Source organism: Arenimonas composti TR7-09 = DSM 18010, from assembly GCF_000426365.1.
GTDB classification, from domain to species: Bacteria; Pseudomonadota; Gammaproteobacteria; order Xanthomonadales; family Xanthomonadaceae; genus Arenimonas; species Arenimonas composti.
On sequence record NZ_AUFF01000003.1, the window covers coordinates 466985 to 485256 of the forward strand.

At 72.3% G+C, this 18272-nt stretch carries 20 protein-coding genes and 1 pseudogene; 7 read left to right on the top strand and 14 right to left on the bottom strand.

The genetic code is table 11. From position 1 onward, the window contains the following. Positions 1-12: 12 nt before the first annotated feature. Together K311_RS0108955 and K311_RS0108960 are read left to right on the top strand one after the other, a co-directional pair. Positions 13-1443: a sigma-54-dependent transcriptional regulator gene (locus K311_RS0108955; RefSeq protein ID WP_161627308.1), complete on the top strand. Its 1431-nt coding sequence runs from the start codon at positions 13-15 to the stop codon at positions 1441-1443. Beyond that, positions 1430-1663, top strand: a complete 234-nt coding sequence (locus K311_RS0108960) for a hypothetical protein (protein ID WP_026817028.1) — start codon at positions 1430-1432, stop codon at positions 1661-1663. Before K311_RS0108955 ends, K311_RS0108960 begins: the two co-directional genes overlap by 14 nt. A 3-nt stretch (positions 1664-1666) precedes the next feature. Here K311_RS0108960 and K311_RS18905 read toward each other — a convergent pair whose 3' ends face one another. From K311_RS18905 to K311_RS0108980, 4 genes are all read right to left on the bottom strand, one after another. Continuing rightward, the gene (locus K311_RS18905) at positions 1667-1789 is read right to left on the bottom strand and encodes a hypothetical protein (protein WP_281168216.1); all 123 of its coding nucleotides are present in this window, start codon (positions 1787-1789) and stop codon (positions 1667-1669) included. Positions 1790-1954: 165 nt separating this feature from the next. Beyond that, a complete protein-coding gene (locus K311_RS16210) occupies positions 1955-2134 on the bottom strand; it encodes a hypothetical protein (RefSeq protein ID WP_043797454.1) in 180 nt (59 codons plus the stop codon). 77 nt (positions 2135-2211) lie between these two features. Next, the gene (locus K311_RS0108975) at positions 2212-3078 is read right to left on the bottom strand and encodes an SDR family oxidoreductase (RefSeq protein ID WP_026817029.1); all 867 of its coding nucleotides are present in this window, start codon (positions 3076-3078) and stop codon (positions 2212-2214) included. Between the two features lie 12 nt (positions 3079-3090). Continuing rightward, positions 3091-3339: a hypothetical protein gene (locus K311_RS0108980; protein WP_026817030.1), complete on the bottom strand. Its 249-nt coding sequence runs from the start codon at positions 3337-3339 to the stop codon at positions 3091-3093. 190 nt (positions 3340-3529) lie between these two features. Between K311_RS0108980 and K311_RS0108985 the strand changes: the two genes are divergently transcribed. Together K311_RS0108985 and K311_RS0108990 are read left to right on the top strand one after the other, a co-directional pair. Then, the gene (locus K311_RS0108985) at positions 3530-4183 is read left to right on the top strand and encodes a hypothetical protein (RefSeq protein WP_154659499.1); all 654 of its coding nucleotides are present in this window, start codon (positions 3530-3532) and stop codon (positions 4181-4183) included. Further along, the gene (locus K311_RS0108990) at positions 4183-4905 is read left to right on the top strand and encodes a DUF4142 domain-containing protein (RefSeq protein WP_026817032.1); all 723 of its coding nucleotides are present in this window, start codon (positions 4183-4185) and stop codon (positions 4903-4905) included. The genes K311_RS0108985 and K311_RS0108990 overlap by 1 nt, the downstream gene beginning before the upstream one ends. 106 nt (positions 4906-5011) lie before the next feature. Here the strand turns inward: K311_RS0108990 and K311_RS0108995 are convergent, their stop codons facing one another. Continuing rightward, positions 5012-5608, bottom strand: coding sequence for an RES family NAD+ phosphorylase (locus K311_RS0108995; RefSeq protein ID WP_154659500.1), 597 nt, complete (start codon positions 5606-5608; stop codon positions 5012-5014). Positions 5609-5745: 137 nt separating this feature from the next. Here K311_RS0108995 and K311_RS0109000 point away from each other — a divergent pair, with 137 nt between their 5' ends. After that, the gene (locus K311_RS0109000) at positions 5746-6243 is read left to right on the top strand and encodes a hypothetical protein (RefSeq protein ID WP_026817034.1); all 498 of its coding nucleotides are present in this window, start codon (positions 5746-5748) and stop codon (positions 6241-6243) included. Beyond that, complete coding sequence (locus K311_RS16215; RefSeq protein WP_051239809.1) at positions 6243-7577, top strand: mechanosensitive ion channel family protein; 1335 nt, start codon at positions 6243-6245, stop codon at positions 7575-7577. The genes K311_RS0109000 and K311_RS16215 overlap by 1 nt, the downstream gene beginning before the upstream one ends. Positions 7578-7625: 48 nt before the next feature. Here the strand turns inward: K311_RS16215 and K311_RS0109010 are convergent, their stop codons facing one another. Further along, complete coding sequence (locus K311_RS0109010; protein ID WP_026817035.1) at positions 7626-7859, bottom strand: hypothetical protein; 234 nt, start codon at positions 7857-7859, stop codon at positions 7626-7628. A 148-nt stretch (positions 7860-8007) separates the two neighbouring features. Between K311_RS0109010 and K311_RS0109015 the strand changes: the two genes are divergently transcribed. Beyond that, on the top strand, positions 8008-9006 hold the full coding sequence (locus tag K311_RS0109015) for a magnesium transporter CorA family protein (RefSeq protein ID WP_026817036.1): 999 nt from the start codon (positions 8008-8010) through the stop codon (positions 9004-9006). A 127-nt stretch (positions 9007-9133) separates the two neighbouring features. Here K311_RS0109015 and K311_RS16220 read toward each other — a convergent pair whose 3' ends face one another. From K311_RS16220 to K311_RS0109055, 8 genes and pseudogenes are all read right to left on the bottom strand, one after another. Beyond that, the gene (locus tag K311_RS16220; protein ID WP_081683372.1) at positions 9134-10645 is read right to left on the bottom strand and encodes an ATP-binding response regulator; all 1512 of its coding nucleotides are present in this window, start codon (positions 10643-10645) and stop codon (positions 9134-9136) included. Continuing rightward, a complete protein-coding gene (locus tag K311_RS0109025) occupies positions 10642-11454 on the bottom strand; it encodes an EcsC family protein (RefSeq protein ID WP_043797455.1) in 813 nt (270 codons plus the stop codon). The genes K311_RS16220 and K311_RS0109025 overlap by 4 nt, the downstream gene beginning before the upstream one ends. Positions 11455-11658: 204 nt before the next feature. Then, positions 11659-11847 (bottom strand): annotated as a pseudogene (locus K311_RS18775) (KGG domain-containing protein); the annotation flags it as partial. Positions 11848-12202: 355 nt separating this feature from the next. Continuing rightward, positions 12203-12844: a hypothetical protein gene (locus tag K311_RS17710; protein WP_051239815.1), complete on the bottom strand. Its 642-nt coding sequence runs from the start codon at positions 12842-12844 to the stop codon at positions 12203-12205. Between the two features lie 169 nt (positions 12845-13013). Then, complete coding sequence (locus K311_RS0109040; protein WP_026817038.1) at positions 13014-15278, bottom strand: alpha,alpha-trehalose-phosphate synthase (UDP-forming); 2265 nt, start codon at positions 15276-15278, stop codon at positions 13014-13016. Then, positions 15275-17053 carry a glycoside hydrolase family 15 protein gene (locus K311_RS0109045; RefSeq protein WP_026817039.1) on the bottom strand — a complete coding sequence of 593 codons (1779 nt, stop codon included), beginning with the start codon at positions 17051-17053 and terminating at the stop codon, positions 15275-15277. The genes K311_RS0109040 and K311_RS0109045 overlap by 4 nt, the downstream gene beginning before the upstream one ends. Next, positions 17050-17820 carry a trehalose-phosphatase gene (gene otsB, locus K311_RS0109050; protein WP_051239817.1) on the bottom strand — a complete coding sequence of 257 codons (771 nt, stop codon included), beginning with the start codon at positions 17818-17820 and terminating at the stop codon, positions 17050-17052. The genes K311_RS0109045 and otsB overlap by 4 nt, the downstream gene beginning before the upstream one ends. Then, positions 17817-18269: a DUF421 domain-containing protein gene (locus K311_RS0109055; protein WP_026817041.1), complete on the bottom strand. Its 453-nt coding sequence runs from the start codon at positions 18267-18269 to the stop codon at positions 17817-17819. Before K311_RS0109055 ends, otsB begins: the two co-directional genes overlap by 4 nt. Between the last annotated feature and the right edge of the window lie 3 nt (positions 18270-18272).

Consider the following 18272-nt stretch of genomic DNA (forward strand, 5'->3'; position numbering starts at 1 on the left):
AGCAAGACGACGATGACCGCAACGCAGTCCCCCGCCTCACGGCGCGTGGCGATCGTGACGACGCCTGCGCCCACCCTGTTCATCCTCGACGACGACGTCGGCTTCGTGCATGCGGCCGCCGAACTCGCGCGCGCGCACGGCTGGGAGATCACCATCGCCGGCACGCTCGAGCAAGCACGCGCGCGCCTCGCCTCGGCGCAGTTCGACCTCGCCCTGCTCGACCTCAACCTGCCCGACGGCGACGGCCTCGCGCTGATCGACGCGATCGACCTCGGCCGCACCCAGGTCGTGCTCTGCACCGGGCGGCCGACGGTGGATTCGGCGCTGAAGGCCTTGCGCGTGCACGTCGCCGACTACCTGGTCAAACCGCTGCACGCCAGCCAGTTCACCGCCCTGCTCGACACCGCCGCGCGCCGCCGCCCGGCGACGGCTTGCGCCCCCGGCCGCGACTGGCACGGCATCGCCGGCGAATCGAAGGCGATCCGCGAACTGCGCCGGCAGGTGCAGCGGGTGGCGCCGACCGATGCCGCGGTGTTCGTCGAGGGCGAGAGCGGCACCGGCAAGGAACTCGTGGCCGGCGCGATCCACGCCGAGAGCGGCCGCCGCGGCGCCTTCGTCGCGATCAACTGCGGCGCGGTGCCGGCCGACCTGCTCGCGACCGAGCTGTTCGGGCACGAGCGCGGCAGCTTCACCGGCGCCACCGGCCGCCACATCGGCGTGTTCGAACAGGCCCAGGGCGGCACCCTGTTCCTCGACGAGATCACCGAGATGCCGGCGAAGCTGCAGGTGCACCTGCTGCGGGCGCTGGAGTCGCGGCGCATCCGCCGCGTCGGCGGCAGCGACGACATCGCCGTCGACGTGCGCATCGTCAGCGCGACCAACCGGCCGTTCGCCGACGCGATCCGCGAAGGCCGCCTGCGCGAGGACCTGTACTACCGCCTCGCCGAATTCCCGCTGGCGGTGCCGCCGCTGCGCGAACGCCCGGACGACATCCTGCTGATCGCCGACGTCTTCCTGCAGCGCCTCAACGCCCGCCACGACGTCTGCCGCCGGCTGTCGCAGGACGGCGCCGAGCGGCTGCTGCGGCACGGCTGGCCCGGCAACGTTCGCGAGCTGAAGAACGTGCTGCAGCGCGCCTTCATCCTCGCCGAGGACGAACTGGTGACGCCGGTGCCGGGCGCCGGCGCCACCGACGCGCCGCTGGCCGAAACCCAGGGCACGATCACCTTCGCGGTCGGCACGCCGATGCACGAGATCGAGCGGCGGATGCTGTTCAAGACCCTGGCCTATTTCGACAACAACAAGGCGCGCGCGGCGCAGGCGCTCGGCATCACCACGAAGACGATCTACAACCGCCTGCACGCCTACCGCAGCGCCGGCATCCCGGTGACCGAAGGGGAACCCGCCGGCGCGCGCCGCGGGACCGACCATGACGAGGCCTGAGCCACCGGGGGCAGCGGACGACGAGACCGCAGCGTCCGCCGCGCGCCTGCTGCACGACCTGCGCAACCGGCTCGGCTCGCTGCTGCTCAATGCCGAGGTGCTGATCGCGCGCCTGCCGGAAGGCGAGCGCGAATCGGCCTCGGCGCGTCACCTGGTCGCCGACGGGCGCCGGTGCGCGGCGCTGATCATGCAGCTCGAGGAAAGCCTGAAGCAGCGGTGACGCTCAGCCCTCCGGCTCGCCCTTCTGGAAGTAGTAGAAGCCGAGTCCGAAGATGATCACCGGCAGGGCGATCGCCACCACGCCCTGCTCCGCCACGCGGCCGGCCGCCGCTGGCTGCGGCGGCATCCGCTGCGTCGCCGCAGGCCGCGCAGACTAGCCGACGCCGGCGGCCGCCGCCTAGCCGTCCGAAGGACCGATGGCGGGCGACGTCATTCCGCCTTCCCCGACACGTCCTCGCCGAAGTCCTTCAGCGCGCCGGCGGCCGGTGCAGTTCGCGCCGCACGACCAGCTTCAGCCCCGACATACCGCGTCGACCGCGCACACTTTGACGTCGACTTCGGCTTCGTCCATGCGCAGCATGATGCCGCCGAGCGAGAGTTCGTCGACGGCGATTTTCGGGTCGTCGGCGCGCGCGGTCGTCGACGCGATGGACGCGAACAGCAGGGTCAGGCAGGCGAGGTGTTGCGGCATGGCGGCGCTCCCCGGGTTGGCCCGGGACATCCTACGCCCGGGCCGGCGCGCCCGCCCGCGCGGCAGGCGTCCGCGGATCAGCCGCCGAGGAACGAGCCGCCGTTGACGTGCAGCACCTGGCCGGTGATGAAGGCGCCGTCGGCACTCGCCAGCAGCACGTACACCGGCGCGATCTCCGCCGGCTGGCCGGCACGCCCGAGCAGGGTGTTGCTGCCGAACTTCGCGACCTTGTCGGGCGGGAAGCTGGCGGGGATCAGCGGCGTCCACACCGGTCCGGGCGCGACCGCATTGACGCGGATGCCGCGATCGGCGAGCGCCTGCGCGAAGGACTTCGTCATCGCCGCGATCGCGCCCTTGGTGCCGGCGTAGTCGAGCAGGCTCTCGTGGCCGCGCGCGCCGGTCACCGAACCGGTGTTGATCACCGCCGCGCCCTCGCCCAGATGCGGCAGTGCCGCGACCAGCACGTTGTAGTAGCTGAAGACGTTGGTCTCGAAGGTGCGCCGGATCTGCGCCGCCTTCAGGTCTTCCGGCTCGGCGGTCTCGTGCTGCTCGCCGCAGTTGTTGACGAGCACGTCGAGGCCGCCGAAGGCGCGCACGACCCGGTTCACCGCGGTGCGGCAGTTGCGTTCGTTCGCGAGGTCGGTGGCGAGCAGCAGGCAGCGCCCGCCCTCGGCCTCGACCAGCCGCTTCGTCTCGCGGGCGTCCTCGTTCTCCTCGAGGTAGGCGATTGCAATATCCGCGCCCTCGCGGGCGAAATGCACGGCCACGGCACGGCCGATGCCGCTGTCGCCACCGGTGATGAAGCAACGCCGGCCCTGCAGCTTGCCGCTGCCGCGGTAGTCGTCGCGGATCGTCACCGGCGCGGGTGTCATCGCCTTCTGCCGGCCGGGCTGGCGGGACTGCTTCTGCGCGGGGCGCAGCTTGCGCGTGGACTTCGACTTCATTAGCGGCTCCGCTTACATCGTCAGGAAGGAATTTCGCGGTCTCGGGATCGCCACCTCGACGTCGTCGTCGCGCCCGTCGAAATACTCGGCGGGAACGATCTGCCGCGACTCCGGCGCCTCCAGCAGCTGGCGCAGGCTGTCGTGGGCCGCGGCCGCGAACGTGCCGTGGCCCTCGGCCGCCGAGAACACCACCAGGTGCACCAGCGCATCGATCGCATCGGCCGCGGCCTGCGGCAGGGTCTGGGCTTCGCGGACGCTCATGGGGTTCTCCTCGCGGTGATCCTTCCGTGGTGCCTGCATCGTCCGTGCCAACCGGCGGCGGCCGGCACGCCTTTCCCCCCGCTCGGAGGCGGCCGGATCCGTGCCGAAAAAGCTTCCCCGCCGCCGCCCGGTGGCACGCGTGTTGCAGCGGTTCGGGTGAGCGCGCCGGTTGCGCGCGAAGGAGAACGTCATGGCACGACAGGACACTGCAGGCGAGCGCGAGCGACCGTTGCCGGTCGCCGATCGGGGCCAGTCGTACGAGCGCGCCGGTGCGAAGGATTTCGAGGACGAGAACTTCGGTGCCGGCGGCGATTACCGCGGCGAGCGCGACTTCGGCGGCTTCAGCGACCAGGACTACGGCAGCCAGGGCTATTCGGGCCAGGGCTACGGCGACCGCAGCTATGGCGATCCCGACTACGGCGGCCAGACCTTCGCGCGGCGCGGTGGCGGCGAGCAGGGCGACGACGGCGCCCAGGCCGCGGAACCCCAGGCGCCCGAACTGGCGGAAGGCACGTGTGGTTTCGCGCACCATTCCGCCGCCTACGCCGACCACGGGCGCGGCTACGGCGACCAGGGCTTCGCCGGACTGACCTACGGCGACCACGGCTCGGCACCGGCGGACGCCGGCAGAGGCCAGGGCTTCGGCGGCCAGAACTACGACGGCAAGGGGCGCATCCGCGTGCCGAGCGACGACATGACCACCGCCGCGCAGCCACGCCCGGACGCTCAGGACGAGGAATTCGCGCACGCGTCCGAGGCCGACGGTGACGATCGCGGGAGCAGCGGCCGCCCGGGCGAGGCCGGTGAGGCCGGCACCGGCGACGGCGACGAGGAGGAATCGTGATGCGCCGCCGCCCGGCGCGCGGCCGCGCCCTGGGCCGCGGCGCCCTGCTGCTGGTGCCGGCGCTGGTGATCGGCAACGCCCTCGCCGCGCAGAATCCGCAGGGCCCGACCGAAGAACCGACGTCGCCGCCGGTTGGCGTGGAAGGCGTCGACGGCCGCCAGGTCGACCCGCTGCCGACGAACCCGCCGCCGGCCATGCAGCCGCCGGTCGACGAAGACGGTTCCGTCGCCACCGCGGTCGACACGACCCAGCCACCCGCGCCGGAACCGGCGCCGCTCACCAGCGACGACGCTACTTTCCTCGCCGCGGCGATCGCTTCCGGCGAACGCGAGGTCTCGGCGTCGCGTCTGGCGCGCACCGCCGCGGCGGACGAAGAAGTCCGCGAGTTCGCGGCGCGGCTGGAGCGCGAACACGCCGCCGCGAACGCCGATCTCGATGCGCTGCGCGGCGGCAGTGCCGCCTCGCGCGTCGCGCCGTCGGCGCCGCGGAGCGAAGCCGGCCTGGTCGGCCTGCGCACCCTGCCCTCGACCGAGTTCGACGCCGCCTGGCTGCGCTGGCAGGCCGACGAGCACACGATGGCGATCGCCCTGTTCGAGCGCGCCTCGGCCGATGCCGCGCACAGCGAGGCGGTCCGTCGCGCCGCCGCCGGCCGCCTGCCGCAGCTGCGCCTGCACGCCGCCCGGGTCGCCGAACTGCAGCGCCGGATCGCCATCGCCGACTGAGGGTCCTCGTCTGGAACGCCCGCGCCGGCGACAGGACACCGGCGAGCCCGGGCATCCGGACTTTCGCGCCGCCCGCCTCGGCGTGGCGGCGCACTTTTTCCAGGCTCTAACGCAGCCGCGAGTCGATCTCGAGGGGCTGCGCGTCGCCGCGGCTGAGCTTGGCGAAATCCGGGTGCAGCGTGTTGATCAGGATGTTGTACTCGCCCGGGCACAGCGCGCTCGGCACGCGCAGTGCCAGCGACTGCTGCTCGAGCGCCCAGCGGTCGCCGCACATCCGCACCTCGTTGCGGTAAGGCCGCTCGCGCCAGAGCTCGTGCGGGTTGTCGAGCCGGCGCAGGGTTTCGCCGGGAAGCTTCAGCGGCACCAGCTTCCACTCGTCGCGGCATTCCTCGAGGTGCTGGTTGACCAGCGCCTCGAGCAGCGCGCCGGCCGGGCTCAGCGAGGCGATCAGCGCCGGCACGTTGGGGCTCAGCCAGCGGCCCTGGCCGCAGGTGCGCCACTGCTCCACCGGCTTGTCGACGCAGGGCGCGGCGAGTACCAGCCAGGCGCAGACCTCGTCGATCTCATTGGCCGCCTCGGCGGTGGTCGGTGGGGTGAAACCGGTGGCCGCCGGCGGGTCGCTGGCCGGGAAGGTATCGCGCAGCGCGGCGTCGAGCGCCGGCTCGGGATTCGCGGATTCGAGTTCAGGCTTGGTGGTCGGCATGTCGGCACTCGTCATGGCGGAAGGGAACGGACGTGGGTATTCCGTGCACGGACCATGCCGATGCCGCGTGACGACGCGGCGCACGTCGCTTTCACGAGCCGCCGCCAAGAATCGCCGTCAACCAAGAGGATGCCGCGATGAAGAGAAAGCACGTCTACCTGACCGACGACCTGGAACAGGCACGCGAGGCGATCAGCGCCGCGCGACGCGCCGGCGTGCTCGACGACGACATCGTCCTGATCGCGCGCAACGACATCGAGATGGAGGTGCTGCCGGAGAACCGGCGCTCCGCGGACACCGACTTCCAGCCGGCGGCGGTGAAGGGCGCGATGACCGGCGGCAGCGTCGGCATCGTCGCCGGCCTCGTCGCGATGGTGATCCCGCCGCTCGGCGTGACCGTCGCCGGCGCCGCGGCGATCGCGGCCCTCGGCGCGGTCACCGGCACCTGGGCCTCGTCGCTGATCGGCTCGGCGTTGCCGGATCCGATCCGTCGCCGCTTCGACGACGAAATCCAGGCCGGCCGCATCCTCGTGGTGGTCGACATCCCGGACGAGTCGCTGGCGCTGGTCGATGCCGAAGTGCAGCGGACCGGCGCGTCGCAGCTGCCGTTCGAGGAACCGTCGGCGATGACCTGATGCGGCGCCTCCCGTCGCTGCCTTCCCTGCTGGCGCCCGCGCTGGTCTCGGCCGCCCTGGTGCTGCCCGGGCCCGCGCGTGGCACTGCCGAAGTTCCGGTCGTTCCAGTCGCGACCGAAACTTCCGGAACCCCGGCCGAACCGGCGACCCCGCCGGCGACGGCCGAACTGCCCGGCACCCCCGATCTGCGGGCGATCCCCGGCCTCGAGGACGTTCGCGTCGTGCGCCGCGGCCGCGTGCTGGTGCTCGAGGGCAGCGTCGGCCGCGAAGCCGACCGCGAGCTCGCGCGCCGGGTCGCCGCCGCCGAGCCCGACGTCGCCGAGGTGCTCGACCGCCTGGTGATCGACACCGACGTCGGCGATCGCCTGCGCGACTGGCGCGCCGACAGCCTGGACCGGCTCGGCCGGCTGCTCGCGGCGACGCCGCTGCTGGTGGTCGCGGCGCTGATCGTGGCGCTGTTCTGGTGGCTCGGGCGCCGGCTGTCGCGCGGGCGCTGGGGGCCGCTGCAGCGCAAGGACGCCAATCCCTTCCTCGCCGGCCTCGCGGCGCAGGCGATCCAGCTGGTGTTCGTGCTGGTCGGCCTGCTGATCGGCCTGCAGTTGCTCGACGCGCTGGCGCTGGCGGGTGCGCTGATCGGTTCCGCCGGCGTGGTCGGCATCGCCGTCGGCTTCGCCTTCCGCGACCTCGCCGAGAACTACATCGCCAGCATCCTGCTCAGCCTGAAGCAGCCGTTCGCGCCGGACGACAGCGTGGTGATCGACGGCAACGAGGGCATCGTCGTCGGCCTGACCTCGCGCGCGACGCTGTTGATGACGCCGGACGGCAACCACCTGCGCCTGCCGAACGCGCTGGTGTTCAAGTCGGTGATCCTCAACCACACGCGCAACGGCCGCCGCCGCTTCTTCTTCGAAATGCGGCTGGCGCCGGAAGCGGACATCGACGCGGCCCTGCGCGAAGCGCTGGCGGCGGTGACATCGGTGCCCGGCATGCTGGAGAACCCGGCCCCGTTCGTGCAGATCGGCAATGCCGACCACGACTGGCTGTTGCTGCAGGTTTTCGGCTGGGTCGACCAGCGCGAGGCGAATTTCGGCTGGTGCCGCAGCGAGTCGATCCGGCGCGTGCGCGCGGCGCTGATCGCCGCCGGCATCGCCTTCCGCCGGCCGGTGCAGCGCTGGATCGAATGCGGCGAGCCGGAGCCGGTGGCAGCGACCGTCGAGGCGCCGCCCCCGCCGCCGCCGAAAGCCGAGCACCACGCGGTCGGTGAGGCGGTGGCCGAGGCGCGCCGGGACATGGGCGAGGAGGATCTGCTCTCCGCGGCCGCGCCCCGGGAATGACGCGGCGTCGGTGAACGCCCTGCGTCAGCGTCGGCGAGCTCCGTGCTTTCAGACCCTGTCTTCCAGCCCCCGCACTCCGCTGTGCGTCGCGCAATGCGCGCAGCAGAACATCTTCCCGTCCGCCTCGGCGCCGTGGCCGATGATCCGGCAGTCGCAGTGGGCGCAGCGTGGGGCGAAGGCGTGGATCGCGCATTCGAAGCTGTCGAAGGTGCCGCGGCGGTCGCCCTGGCTCAGGGTGAAGGCCTTGTCGTAGTCGTTGCCGCAGACGTCGCAGACGGCCATCGCTGTTCTCCTTGCGAATCGCGAACGGGTCTCCAGCCTCGCCGCCGGCCCGTGAGTCGGGCGCGAACGCTTGCCCGGTCGGCGCCGCCGCCACGGCGCACTCACGGTGCGGCTGGCATGGTCGCGCGGACCTTTCCCCGAGGTGGCGATGGCCGTCGTGGTTCCCCCTGCCGACCTGCCGCCGCTGCGCGCGGTGCTGTTCGACGTCGAAGGCGGCGGCGAGCGTCACCTCGACCTCGTCGAACTCGAAAGCCTCGAGGTCGGCCCGGGGCAGATGCTGTGGGTGGACCTGTGCGGGGCCGGCGACGACCTGGTCGCCGACGTGTGGCGGGCGCTGCGGCTCCCCGAATGCCACCTCGCCGGCAACGGGCATCCGGCGCTGGCGCGGCTGGGCACCCGCTTCGCGCTGCGTGTCGTTTCGGTGCGCGGCAGCCCGGCGGCCGGCTTCGAGGGCGACGTGCTCGACGTCTGCGCCGGCGACAACGTCGTCGTGACCAGCCACGCCGCGCCGCTGGCCTTCCTCGAGGAACTGCGCGGCGGCGTCGACGCCGGCCGCGGCGGCCGCGGCGAGCTCGGGCGGCTGAGCGCCGAAAGCTTCGCGGCGACGGTGCTGGACGCGCAGCTGTCGACCTATTTCGACGCGGTGTCGGCCTTCGAGATGGCGGTGGAGCGCCTGGAGATGGAGATCTTCGACGACCGCCGGCAGGAATGCCTCGGCGAGCTGCGCGAGCTGCGGCGGGCGGCGTCGCGGCTGCGGCGGATGCTGGCGCCGCACCGCACCGTGTTCGCGTCACTGTCGCGGCCCGACTTCCGGCCCGACGAGGGCGCGCAGGCGGACCGGCATTTCCGCTCGCTCGACGTGCGTTTCGAGCGGGCGATGGACATGGTCGAGAACTGCCGCGACCTGGTGATGGGCAGCTTCGACCTGTTCAGCAACCAGACCGCGCTGCGAATGAACCGCACGATGTACGTGCTGACCTTCGCGACCGTGGTGCTCGGCCTGATGGCGGTCGTGGTCGGCGCTTTCGGGATGAACTTCGCGACCCGGCTGTTCGACGCCGAGTTCGGCTTCTCCCTCACGGTCGGCGCCCTGGCCCTGCTCGGCGTCTCCGCCCTCCTGTTCGCCCGCTGGCGGCGGTGGTTCTAAGGGGTCGGCTTAACAACTGGGGTCAGATTCCTTCGTTAAGGCGCGGGCGGAGTGGCTGCTGCTGACGGATCTGCGAGCGTCTTAACGAAGGAATCTGACCCCAGTTGTTAAGCCCGGTCGTCGAGGCTTATCGGGGCTTGAGGGCCGGGAGGGTCTTGAAGAGCATGTCGAGCGCCAGCGGCTTCGCGAGGTGGGCGTCGAAGCCGGACTCCGCCGACAGCTCCCGGTCCGCCTGGGTCGCGTAGCCGGAGATCGCGACGATCTGCATGCCTTTCAGCTCCGGCTCGCCGCGGAACGCGCGCGCCAGTTCGTAGCCGCTCAGTCCCGGCAGGCCGAGATCGAGCAGGGCGATGTCCGGCTTCTCCGCGCGCGCCAGCGCCAGCGCGGTCTCGCCGTCGAAGGCCATCACCGCGCGGTGGCCGCCCATCTCGACGACCTCGCGCAGGATCTGTGCGGCGTCGACGTTGTCGTCGACCACCAGGACGGTCAGCCCGGCCTCCGCGGCCGTCGACTGCATCGGCAGCGTCACCTCGACGCGGGTGCCGCAGCCCGGCCCCGCGCTCTCGACGACGATCGTGCCGCCGTGCAGGTCGACGATCCGCCGCGCGATCGTCAGCCCGAGGCCGAGTCCGCCCGGGCCCCGGTCGAGCGCGCGGCGGTCCTGGGTGAACGAGTCGAACACCCGCGGCAGCACCTCGGGATCGATGCCGATGCCGTTGTCGGCGACCGTCAGCACCGCATCGTTCTCGCGCACGTCGACGGCGATGTCGATGCGGCCGTCCGGCGGCGTGTACTTCGCCGAATTGCCGACCAGGTTGCTGACGACCTGGGTCAGGCGCACGGGGTCGCCGCGCACCACCGGATCGTGCTTCAGCTCGACGGTCAGCGTGTGCTGCTTCTGGTCGGCGATCGGCCGGACGGCTTCGATGCCCTGCGCGACCGCGTCCGCGAGGCGCATCCGCCGCAGCTCCAGACGCACGTCGCCGCGGCTGATGCGGCTGACGTCGAGCAGGTCGTCGACCAGGCGGCCGAGATGGCGCGCCTGCCGCTCGATGATCGTCAGCGCGCGCGCGGTGCGTTCGGGATCGCTGGTGCCGAGCTGGGCCGCCGACGAGGCCATCAGGATCGGCGCCAGCGGATTGCGCAGTTCGTGCGCGAGCATCGCCACGAACTCGGTCATCTGCCGGTTGCTGGTTTCCAGCGACTCCATGCGCTTGCGCTCGGTCAGGTCGCGGGTGACCTTGGCGAAGCCGCGCAGGTGGCCGCTGTCGTCGTGCAGCGCGGTGATCACCACGTTGGCCCAGAAGCGGCTGCCGTCCTTGCGCACGCGCCAGCCTTCGTCCTCGAAGCGGCCCTCGGCGGCGGCGAGCTTGAGTTCGGTCTGCGGCCAGCCGGCGCGCAGGGCCTCCTCCGGATAGAAGCGCGAGAAGTGGTGGCCGACGATCTCCGCCGCCGCATAGCCCTTGATGCGCTGGGCGCCGCGGTTCCAGCTCATCACGATGCCGGCCGGGTCGAGCATGAAGATCGCGTAGTCGCGCACGCGTTCCACGAGCAGCTGGAACATCTCCTCGCGGGCGTGCGGCGGCATCTGTTCCGGATCCTGTACCGGTGGATCCGGGCGCGCGGCTTCCTGAGTCATGCGGCTTCCCCCAGCCGTTGCCACTGCTCGCGGATCACCAGCGCGCCATGTGTCCGCTCGAGCCGGCGGACGATGAAGTGGCCACGGGCCATGCGCTGGAAATGAGAGATGAAGATCAGGTTCAGCGCCGCGCCGCTGGCGGCGCCGACGATCGGCGCGGCCTGCGCCAGCGCCTTCTGGCTGACCGGGATCGAGAAGCGGCTGGCGATGCCCTCGATCAGCCGCACCAGCACCGGCGCGCTGCCGTTGGCGGCGGCGCCGGCGAGGTGCCTGGTCGCCGCGCTGATCTGCTGCGCGAGCGCGGCACGGGTCGCGAAGTAGCCCGATTCGGCACCGTCGTCGCTGCGGCTGCGGCCACCGAGCGCCAGCACTTCCAGACAGGCCAGGCGGGTGTCGACCTCGCGCGGGTCCTCGCCTTCGCTACGGGCGATGTCGGCGATCGAGCGCAGCATCGCGGTCGTCGTCAGCGGCAATTCGACCGCCAGCCCGGCCAGGCCGAAGAAACCGCCGACCGCGCCGGTACCGAGCACCGCGGCGCGGTGCAGGCCCTCGCGCGCGATCACGCCGGGCCTGCGGTCGCGCAGCGTGCGCACCGCGGCCGCGAAGGCCGTCTCCACCGCCTTGCGGCTGGCGCTTTCGACCAGGCGGCTCGCGGCCGCGGGCAGCTGCCGGGTCAGCAGGTATTCGATCGGCGCGCCGACCAGGTTCGCGAGTTGCACCGCCATGCCGGGGCTGGTCAGCAGCTCCCGCGCCAGTGCGAGATCGGCGAGGTCGGCATCCGGTGGGGTGGTGACGAGCACTGCTCTCATCTGGCGCCATCCTAGCGCCGGACGGCGAGCCGGCGGCGGGAAACCTGCGATCGGTGACGGGTCCTTCACATTGCCGACCGCCGTGTCGCCTGCGTGTGAACGGGGACGTACCCCGTAAGAAAGGGACGTACCCCGTAGGAAGGGGCGTAGCCGCAGACCGCAGGAGGCGGGCGGCCGAGGACGGGCCGCCCGCTCCGTCGCGGACTAGCGACCGCCGCGATTGCCGCCGCCGCTGGCCTCACCGCCCTTGCGGCCGGCCTCGCGGGCTTCCTGGCTGTCGAACTCGTGGGCGTTGCCGCTCCGGTGCGCGGCCTTGCCGCCTTCGGAGGCGATCTCGCGCTGCCGCTCGGGATCCATGCCTGCGAATCCGCGACCCTCACTCTGGTTCTGCTGACCCTGGCTGCCGCGGTTGCCGCCGCCCTGGCTCTGGCTCTGCTGGCCCTGGCTGCTGCGGCTGCCGCGCTGGCTGCCCTGGCTCTGGCTCTGCTGGCCGCGGCCGCCCTGCTGGTTGCGATTGGCCATTTCCGGTCTCCGTGGGGTTCGCAGCGACGTTGCTGCGAAGGAGAGCGCAGCAATGGCCGTGCCAAGCGGCGGGCAGGCGCGGAAAAGCGGTGGCGGCCCCCCTGCCCCACGCACGGCACCGCGTTCTTTCGGCTCCTTTCCCGCAGCGCACGCGCAGCGCCTCGTCAGCCTCCGGAGGCGCAGCCGGAAGAAATTGCGTGTCCGGGAATTCCGTTCCCGGCTGTCGCTAGTCGTCGTCGAGCGAAATCCAGCCGGCATTGACCCAGCCGGCGCGGCAGGGCCCCCGGTAGGGGCCGCCGTCGCCGCGCGCGCTGGCGAGGCCGCAGTCCTGGCCGCCGCTCACGGGGTAGACGATGCCGAGCCATTGCTCGTCGGCGCTGCCGTCGCAGACGAAGACGCGGCGGCCGTTGCCGAGGCCGTCCTGGCGCGGGTGCCGGGTGCCGGGGCCGTTGCGCACGTTGAGCTGGCCCGTGCGCAGCCCGGCGACCGTGCCGGCCAGCGCGCAGGCGCTGCCGGAGCCGTCGCCACCGACCAGCACCGCGACGGCGCCGCCGACGTCGCCGGGGACCACGGCCGATGCGCCGTTGCTGCCGTCTCGAGGCCCGGCCGCGGCGGCGATCGCCCGCGCCTCGCCGCCGCGCTGGCGGCAGTCGCCGGCCGTCGTTCGCACCACCCGTCCGGCGGCAAGGATGCTGACGTTGCCGTGCAGGCGGCGGACCTGCGGCGGCAGCCTGCAGCTGACCGGGTCGCCATCGGCCAGCGCCCGGGCGCCGTAATCGGCCGGCGCGGAAACCGACGTGGTGGTGGCGCAGGCGACCAGCGTCGCCGCGAAGGCGGCCGCGACGGCCGCGAACCTGAGCGTGGTCATGGCGTCTCCTGCCGGCTCCCCGCCGGTGGGGCTTACTGTGCGCCTGGAAGGGAGAAACGGGAAACGAGGAACGAGGAACGAGTGACGGCCCGCGCCCATGGCGCGGACGCGCTTTGCGCGAGTGGGAGTGATCGCGGCTGAAGCCGCTCCTACGGCGCGTTTCTCATCGTCAGCGTTGCCGATGCCGCCGCAGCCGCGCCTCGACGCGGGCGCGCAGCCGCCAGCGGCCCGCGTCGACGAGCATGCGGCCGGCCCAGCGGAAGACGTTGAACTCGGCGACATTGGTGCGCAGGCTGGCCATGCGTTCGCGCTGTTCGGGCTCGGACATCGTCACCGCGCGGTGCAGCGCGTCGGCGGTTTCCTCGACGTCGTAAGGGTTCACGATCAGCGCCTCGTGCAGCTCGCGGGCGGCGCCGGCGAAGCGGCTCAGCACCAGCACGCCGCGCTCGTCGTCGCGGGCGGCGACGAACTCCTTGCAGACCAGGTTCATGCCGTCGTGCAGGCTGGTCACCACGCAGGCATCGGCGGCGCGGTAGAGCTCGATCAGCTGGGCGTGGTCGTGGTGTTCGGCGAGCAGGTGCACCGGCTGCCAGCCCTCGCGGCCGAAGCGCGCGTTGACCCGCGCCACCAGCGCCTTCACCCGGTCCTGGAAGCCGTGGTACTCGTCGAGTTCGCTGCGCGTCGGCGAGGCCACCTGCACGAAGGCCAGGCGCCCGAGGTGCTCCGGATGCTTCTCCAGCAGCCGCTCGACCGCGTTGATGCGCTCGATGATGCCTTTCGTGTAGTCGAAGCGGTCGACCCCGACCGCGATGCGCGCATCCTCCGGCAGCCCGAGCCGCGCCCGCACCGCCTCGCGGCTGGCCGCGACCGCCGGCCAGGCCGCGCTCTCGGTCTCGTCCGGCCAGGCGATCGAGATCGGATAGCTCTCGACATAGGTCTCCTTGCGCCCGACCGAGATGATCGAGTGCTCGTGCTCGATGCGCGCCTCGAGATAGCGGTCGACGGTCTCGAGGAAGTTGCGGCAGTGGAAGCGGGTGTGGAAGCCGAGGATCGTGCTGCCGAGCATCCCGCGCAGCAGTTCGCGCCGCCACGGACAAATGCCGAACGACTCCGGATTCGGCCACGGGATGTGCCAGAACGTCAGGATCGTCGCCTGCGGCAGCTTCTCGCGCACCATCGCCGGCACCAGCGCCAGGTGGTAGTCCTGCACCAGCACGATCGGGTCCTCGCTGCGCGCCTCGGCGACCACCGCATCGGCGAAGCGCTGGTTCACCGCCTTGTAGGCCTCCCAGTCCGAGCGCCGGAACACCGGCCGCACATGCGCGACGTGGCACAGCGGCCACAGGCCTTCGTTGGCGAAGCCGTAGTAGTAGCCCTTCTCTTCCTCCTCGGTGAGCCAGATGCGGCGCAGCCAGTAGTCCTGTTGCCCGCCGGGCACGACGACGCGGTCGTCGGCATCGACCATGTCGCGGTCGGCGCTGCCGCTGCCGTGGGCGATCCACGTGCCGGAACAGGCCTGCATCACCGGCTCGACCGCGGTGACCAGACCGCTGGCCGGCCGCTTCACGAGCACGCCACCGTCGGCGCCGCGGTCGTGGATCAGCGGCTCGCGATTGGACACGCAGATCACCTGGTCGCCGCGCAGCTGGGTCAGCAGCAACGCGCGCAGGCGTTCGGCGGTCCAGGCGACTTCCGGGCCCTGCGAGCGCCGGTACTCGTCCTCGAGGTCGCGCAGGCGCGCACGCAGGTCGTCGGCCAGCGGCTCGAGCTCCGGCGGCAGCACCGCCGCGATGTCGTTGCCGTTGCCGGCGTCGCCGTCGCGGCCGAGCAGCGCGCGCACGCCGCGCACCCAGCCGTGGAAGCTCAGTTGCGCGACACCGATCGTCACCAGCGCCAGCACGAAGCCGAGCCCGGCGAGGAACAACACCAGCAGGCGGCGGCTGTCCTGGCTGCGATGTTCGATGAACGCCAGATCGTGCAGCAGCACCAGTTCGCCGACGCCGCCGCGCAGCGGATGCACGCTGATGTGCAGCGGGCCGCCGAACATCTCCAGGCGCTGGCGGCCGGCCTCGACGCGGGCACGCGCCTCGGTGCATTCCAGCGCCGCCGGGTAGGCCTCGCTGCGACCGACGACGGTGCCGGCGCGGTCGCACAGACCGATCGCGTACATGCGCTCGTCGAGGGCGGTGCGGCCGAACAGGCGCTCGAGCCGCGCGCGGTCGCCGGAACGCAGTGCTTCGGCCAGCGAATCCGACAGCGCATTGGCGACCAGTTCGCCGCGCGCATCGAGGTCGCGCGCGAACCAGCGCAGCTGCAGCCTGTCGAGGATCGGCACCGCCACCCAGGCGGCGAGCACCAGCACCGCCAGCAGCGGCAGCAGGAAGCGCAGCTGCAGGCGCAGCGTCGTCGCCATCGTGCGCAGGGCGGTCGTCATACGACGTCCTCCCAGCGCCGGCTCAGGCGCATCGCCGCATTGATCAGCCCGACCTGGGAATAGGTCTGCGGGAAGTTGCCCCAGGGTTCGCCGGTCTCCGGCTCGATGTCCTCGCTGAGCAGGCCGAGCGGATTGCGCCGCGCCAGCATGCCTTCGAAGAGCTCGCGCGCCTCGTCCTCGCGGCCGACCGCGGCGAGTGCGTCGATGTACCAGAACGTGCAGACGTTGAACGCGGTCGCCGGGGTGCCGAAGTCGTCGGCCTCGTCGTAGCGCAGCAGGGTCGAGCCACGGCGCAGCGCGCGACCGATGGTGTCGACGGTGGCGACGAAACGCGGGTCGTCGGCGGCGACGAAACCGAGGTCGGCGAACAGCAGCGCGCTGGCGTCGAGGCGATCATCCTCCGCCGCCTCGACGAAGGACCGTCGGCGCTCGCTCCAGGCCCGCTGCAGGATCGCCTCGCGGATCGACGCGGCCTGCGGCCGCCAGTGCGCCGCCTCGTCCTGCAGCCCGAGGTGGCCGGCGATGCGCGCGAGGCGGTCGCAGGCCGCCCAGCACATCACGCTCGAATAGGTGTGCACGCGGGCGCGGCCGCGGTATTCCCACAGGCCGGCATCGGGCACGTTCCAGAAGCGCGCGGCGGCCTCGCCCATCGGCCGCAGGCGCGCGTACATCGTGGCGTCGCCGCGGGCGCGCAGGCGGTGGTCGAAGAAGGACTGCGAGGCGGCCAGGACCACGCTGCCGTAGGCGTCGTGCTGCACCTGTCGCCAGGCATCGTTGCCGACGCGCACCGGGCCCATGCCGCGGTAACCGGCGAGCGTTTCGACGGTGCGCTCGTGCAGCTCGGTCTCGTAGTGGATGCCGTACAGCGGCGCCAGCGCGTCGCGGCCGGCGGCGAGATTGACGACGTAGCGGATGTACTCCTCCATGCTGCGCGTCGCCCCGAGCCGGTTCAGTGCCCGCACCACGAAGGTGGCGTCGCGCAGCCAGCAGTAGCGGTAGTCCCAGTTGCGCCCGGAATCGGCGTGTTCCGGGATCGAGGTCGTCATCGCCGCGACGATGCCGCCGCTGCCCTCGTACTGGCACAGCTTCAGGGTGATGGCGGCGCGGATCACCGCGTCCTGCCATTCCACCGGGATCGCCAGGAAGCGCACCCACTCGTGCCAGTAGTCGCGCGTCTGCGCGAGGTGGTCGCGGTAGAAGGCGCCGAGGTTCTGCGCGATCGTCTCGTCCGGCCCGAGCATCAGGTGCAGCTCGCGGTCGAGCACGAACGGGTGCTCGCCGAGCAGCAGCGGCAACTGCAGGTCGGTGCTCAGGCGCAGCGTCCAGCCGTCGAGCAGGAAGCGCACATGGTTGCTGCCGACGGTGCGCTCGGGCACGCGCCCGCCCCAGTCGGCGAGCGGACGCAGGCGGATGCGCACGCGCGGCGACCCGGCGAGCGGGCGCACGCGGCGGCCGATCGCCACCGGGTGGTAGACCCGGCCGTACTGCTTGAAGCGCGGGCAGAAGTCGGTGATCTCGACGATGCCGCCGTGGGCGTCGTGCAGTTCGGTGACCAGCACCGCGGTATTGCCCTCGTAGCGCTGGCGGCTGTCGACGAGGTCCTCGAGCTCGACCGCGAAATAGCCGCCGTCGTGGTGCACCGGCTGCAGCAGCGCACAGAACACCGGGTCGCCGTCGAAGGCCGGCAGGCAGCTCCAGACGATGCGGCCGCGACCGTCGACCAGCGCGGCGCAGCCGCCGTTGCCGATCACGCCGAGGTCGAGCGAGCGGTTCATGCCGGCACCCCCGAGCCGCGCGCGGTCGCCATCGCCGCCAGCCAGGCGCGGACCGCGGTGGGCGATGCCAGCGCGTGCGTCGCCACCGTCGGCCGGCGGCCGCCGACGATCACCGCGTGGCCGCCGAGTTCGCGCGCGGCGACGAAGGCCGGCTCGTCGGTGAGGTCGTCGCCGATCATCATCGGCACCCGGCCGCGGAACGGCGAGGTCTGCATCAACGCGGCCAGCGCACTGCCCTTGTCCTGGCCGACCGGCTTGAGTTCGGCGACGCAGTCACCGTGCTGCACCAGGTAATGGCCGTCGGCGGTCGCGGCGATCTCGGCGGCGAGCGCGCGCACCGCCTCGGCCTGCGCCGGCGCGCCGCGGTAATGCAGGGCGAAGCCGATGCCGGCCTTGGCCTCGACGAACACGCCGTCGAGCGCGGCGGCGCCGGCGCGGCAGGCGGCGTCGACGCGGCCGGCGACCAGCGGCGGCGGCGCCGTCGTCGTCAGCGTGCCGTCGACCGCGCGCCGCTGCAGCCCGTGCAGCGCGCCGGCGGGCAATTGCAGCGGCGCCAGCAGGCGGTCGGCTGCCGCCAGCTCGCGCCCGCTGAGCACCGCCAGCGCGCCGCCGAGCCGGCGCTGCAGATGCGCGAGCGCGGTGATCGCCGGCTTCGGCACGCGCACGCCGTCGGGCCGGTCCGCGAACTCGACCAGGGTGCCGTCGATGTCGAGGAACAGCGCCAGGCTCGGCGCCGCCGGCAGCGGCGGGGGCGGCAGCGCGCTCATCGCGGATCTTCCCGCGGGATCACCGAGATCGAGCCGTCGCGTTCCAGCACCGCATAGCGGATCTGCGCGAAGTTCGCGAGGCCGTGCGCGGCACGCGCCGCCTCGAGGATGTCGGCGCGGTCCACATGTGAACGCTGCAGGCGCTCCTGCAGCACCTCGCCGTCGTCCACCAGCACCGTCGGCACACCGTCGAGCCAGCGATCGGCCGCCTTCGAATGCTGTTTGACCCGCGCGAACAACCGCTCGAGCACGAACAGGGTGGCGACCACGACGAAGGCGTTGATCACCGAGAAGTCCTCGCCGATCAGCGCCTGCGACGCCGCTTCGGCGACGATCAGCACCAGCGCGAGGTCGAAGGGCGTCATCTCCGCGAGCGTGCGGCGGCCGCCGACGCGGAACACCACCAGCAGGAACAGGTAGACCGCGGCGGCGCGCAGCACGCTCTCCATGCC

Excerpts from the sequence above, each read along its gene's own strand:
- K311_RS0108955 (WP_161627308.1), top strand. The coding sequence starts at position 13 with ATGACCGCAACGCAGTCCCCCGCCTCACGGCGCGTGGCGATCGTGACG.
- K311_RS0108975 (WP_026817029.1), bottom strand. The coding sequence starts at position 3,078 with ATGAAGTCGAAGTCCACGCGCAAGCTGCGCCCCGCGCAGAAGCAGTCC.
- K311_RS0109025 (WP_043797455.1), bottom strand. The coding sequence starts at position 11,454 with ATGAGAGCAGTGCTCGTCACCACCCCACCGGATGCCGACCTCGCCGAT.
- K311_RS0109000 (WP_026817034.1), top strand. The coding sequence starts at position 5,746 with ATGAAGAGAAAGCACGTCTACCTGACCGACGACCTGGAACAGGCACGC.
- otsB (WP_051239817.1), bottom strand. The coding sequence starts at position 17,820 with ATGAGCGCGCTGCCGCCCCCGCCGCTGCCGGCGGCGCCGAGCCTGGCG.
- K311_RS18905 (WP_281168216.1), bottom strand. The coding sequence starts at position 1,789 with ATGCCGCCGCAGCCAGCGGCGGCCGGCCGCGTGGCGGAGCAGGGCGTG.
- K311_RS0109040 (WP_026817038.1), bottom strand. The coding sequence starts at position 15,278 with ATGACGACCGCCCTGCGCACGATGGCGACGACGCTGCGCCTGCAGCTG.
- K311_RS16220 (WP_081683372.1), bottom strand. The coding sequence starts at position 10,645 with ATGACTCAGGAAGCCGCGCGCCCGGATCCACCGGTACAGGATCCGGAA.
- K311_RS16215 (WP_051239809.1), top strand. The coding sequence starts at position 6,243 with ATGCGGCGCCTCCCGTCGCTGCCTTCCCTGCTGGCGCCCGCGCTGGTC.
- K311_RS0108980 (WP_026817030.1), bottom strand. The coding sequence starts at position 3,339 with ATGAGCGTCCGCGAAGCCCAGACCCTGCCGCAGGCCGCGGCCGATGCG.
- K311_RS0108960 (WP_026817028.1), top strand. The coding sequence starts at position 1,430 with ATGACGAGGCCTGAGCCACCGGGGGCAGCGGACGACGAGACCGCAGCG.
- K311_RS0109055 (WP_026817041.1), bottom strand. The coding sequence starts at position 18,269 with ATGGAGAGCGTGCTGCGCGCCGCCGCGGTCTACCTGTTCCTGCTGGTG.
- K311_RS0109015 (WP_026817036.1), top strand. The coding sequence starts at position 8,008 with ATGGCCGTCGTGGTTCCCCCTGCCGACCTGCCGCCGCTGCGCGCGGTG.
- K311_RS0108990 (WP_026817032.1), top strand. The coding sequence starts at position 4,183 with ATGCGCCGCCGCCCGGCGCGCGGCCGCGCCCTGGGCCGCGGCGCCCTG.
- K311_RS0109010 (WP_026817035.1), bottom strand. The coding sequence starts at position 7,859 with ATGGCCGTCTGCGACGTCTGCGGCAACGACTACGACAAGGCCTTCACC.
- K311_RS16210 (WP_043797454.1), bottom strand. The coding sequence starts at position 2,134 with ATGCCGCAACACCTCGCCTGCCTGACCCTGCTGTTCGCGTCCATCGCG.
- K311_RS0108985 (WP_154659499.1), top strand. The coding sequence starts at position 3,530 with ATGGCACGACAGGACACTGCAGGCGAGCGCGAGCGACCGTTGCCGGTC.
- K311_RS17710 (WP_051239815.1), bottom strand. The coding sequence starts at position 12,844 with ATGACCACGCTCAGGTTCGCGGCCGTCGCGGCCGCCTTCGCGGCGACG.
- K311_RS0108995 (WP_154659500.1), bottom strand. The coding sequence starts at position 5,608 with ATGCCGACCACCAAGCCTGAACTCGAATCCGCGAATCCCGAGCCGGCG.
- K311_RS0109045 (WP_026817039.1), bottom strand. The coding sequence starts at position 17,053 with ATGAACCGCTCGCTCGACCTCGGCGTGATCGGCAACGGCGGCTGCGCC.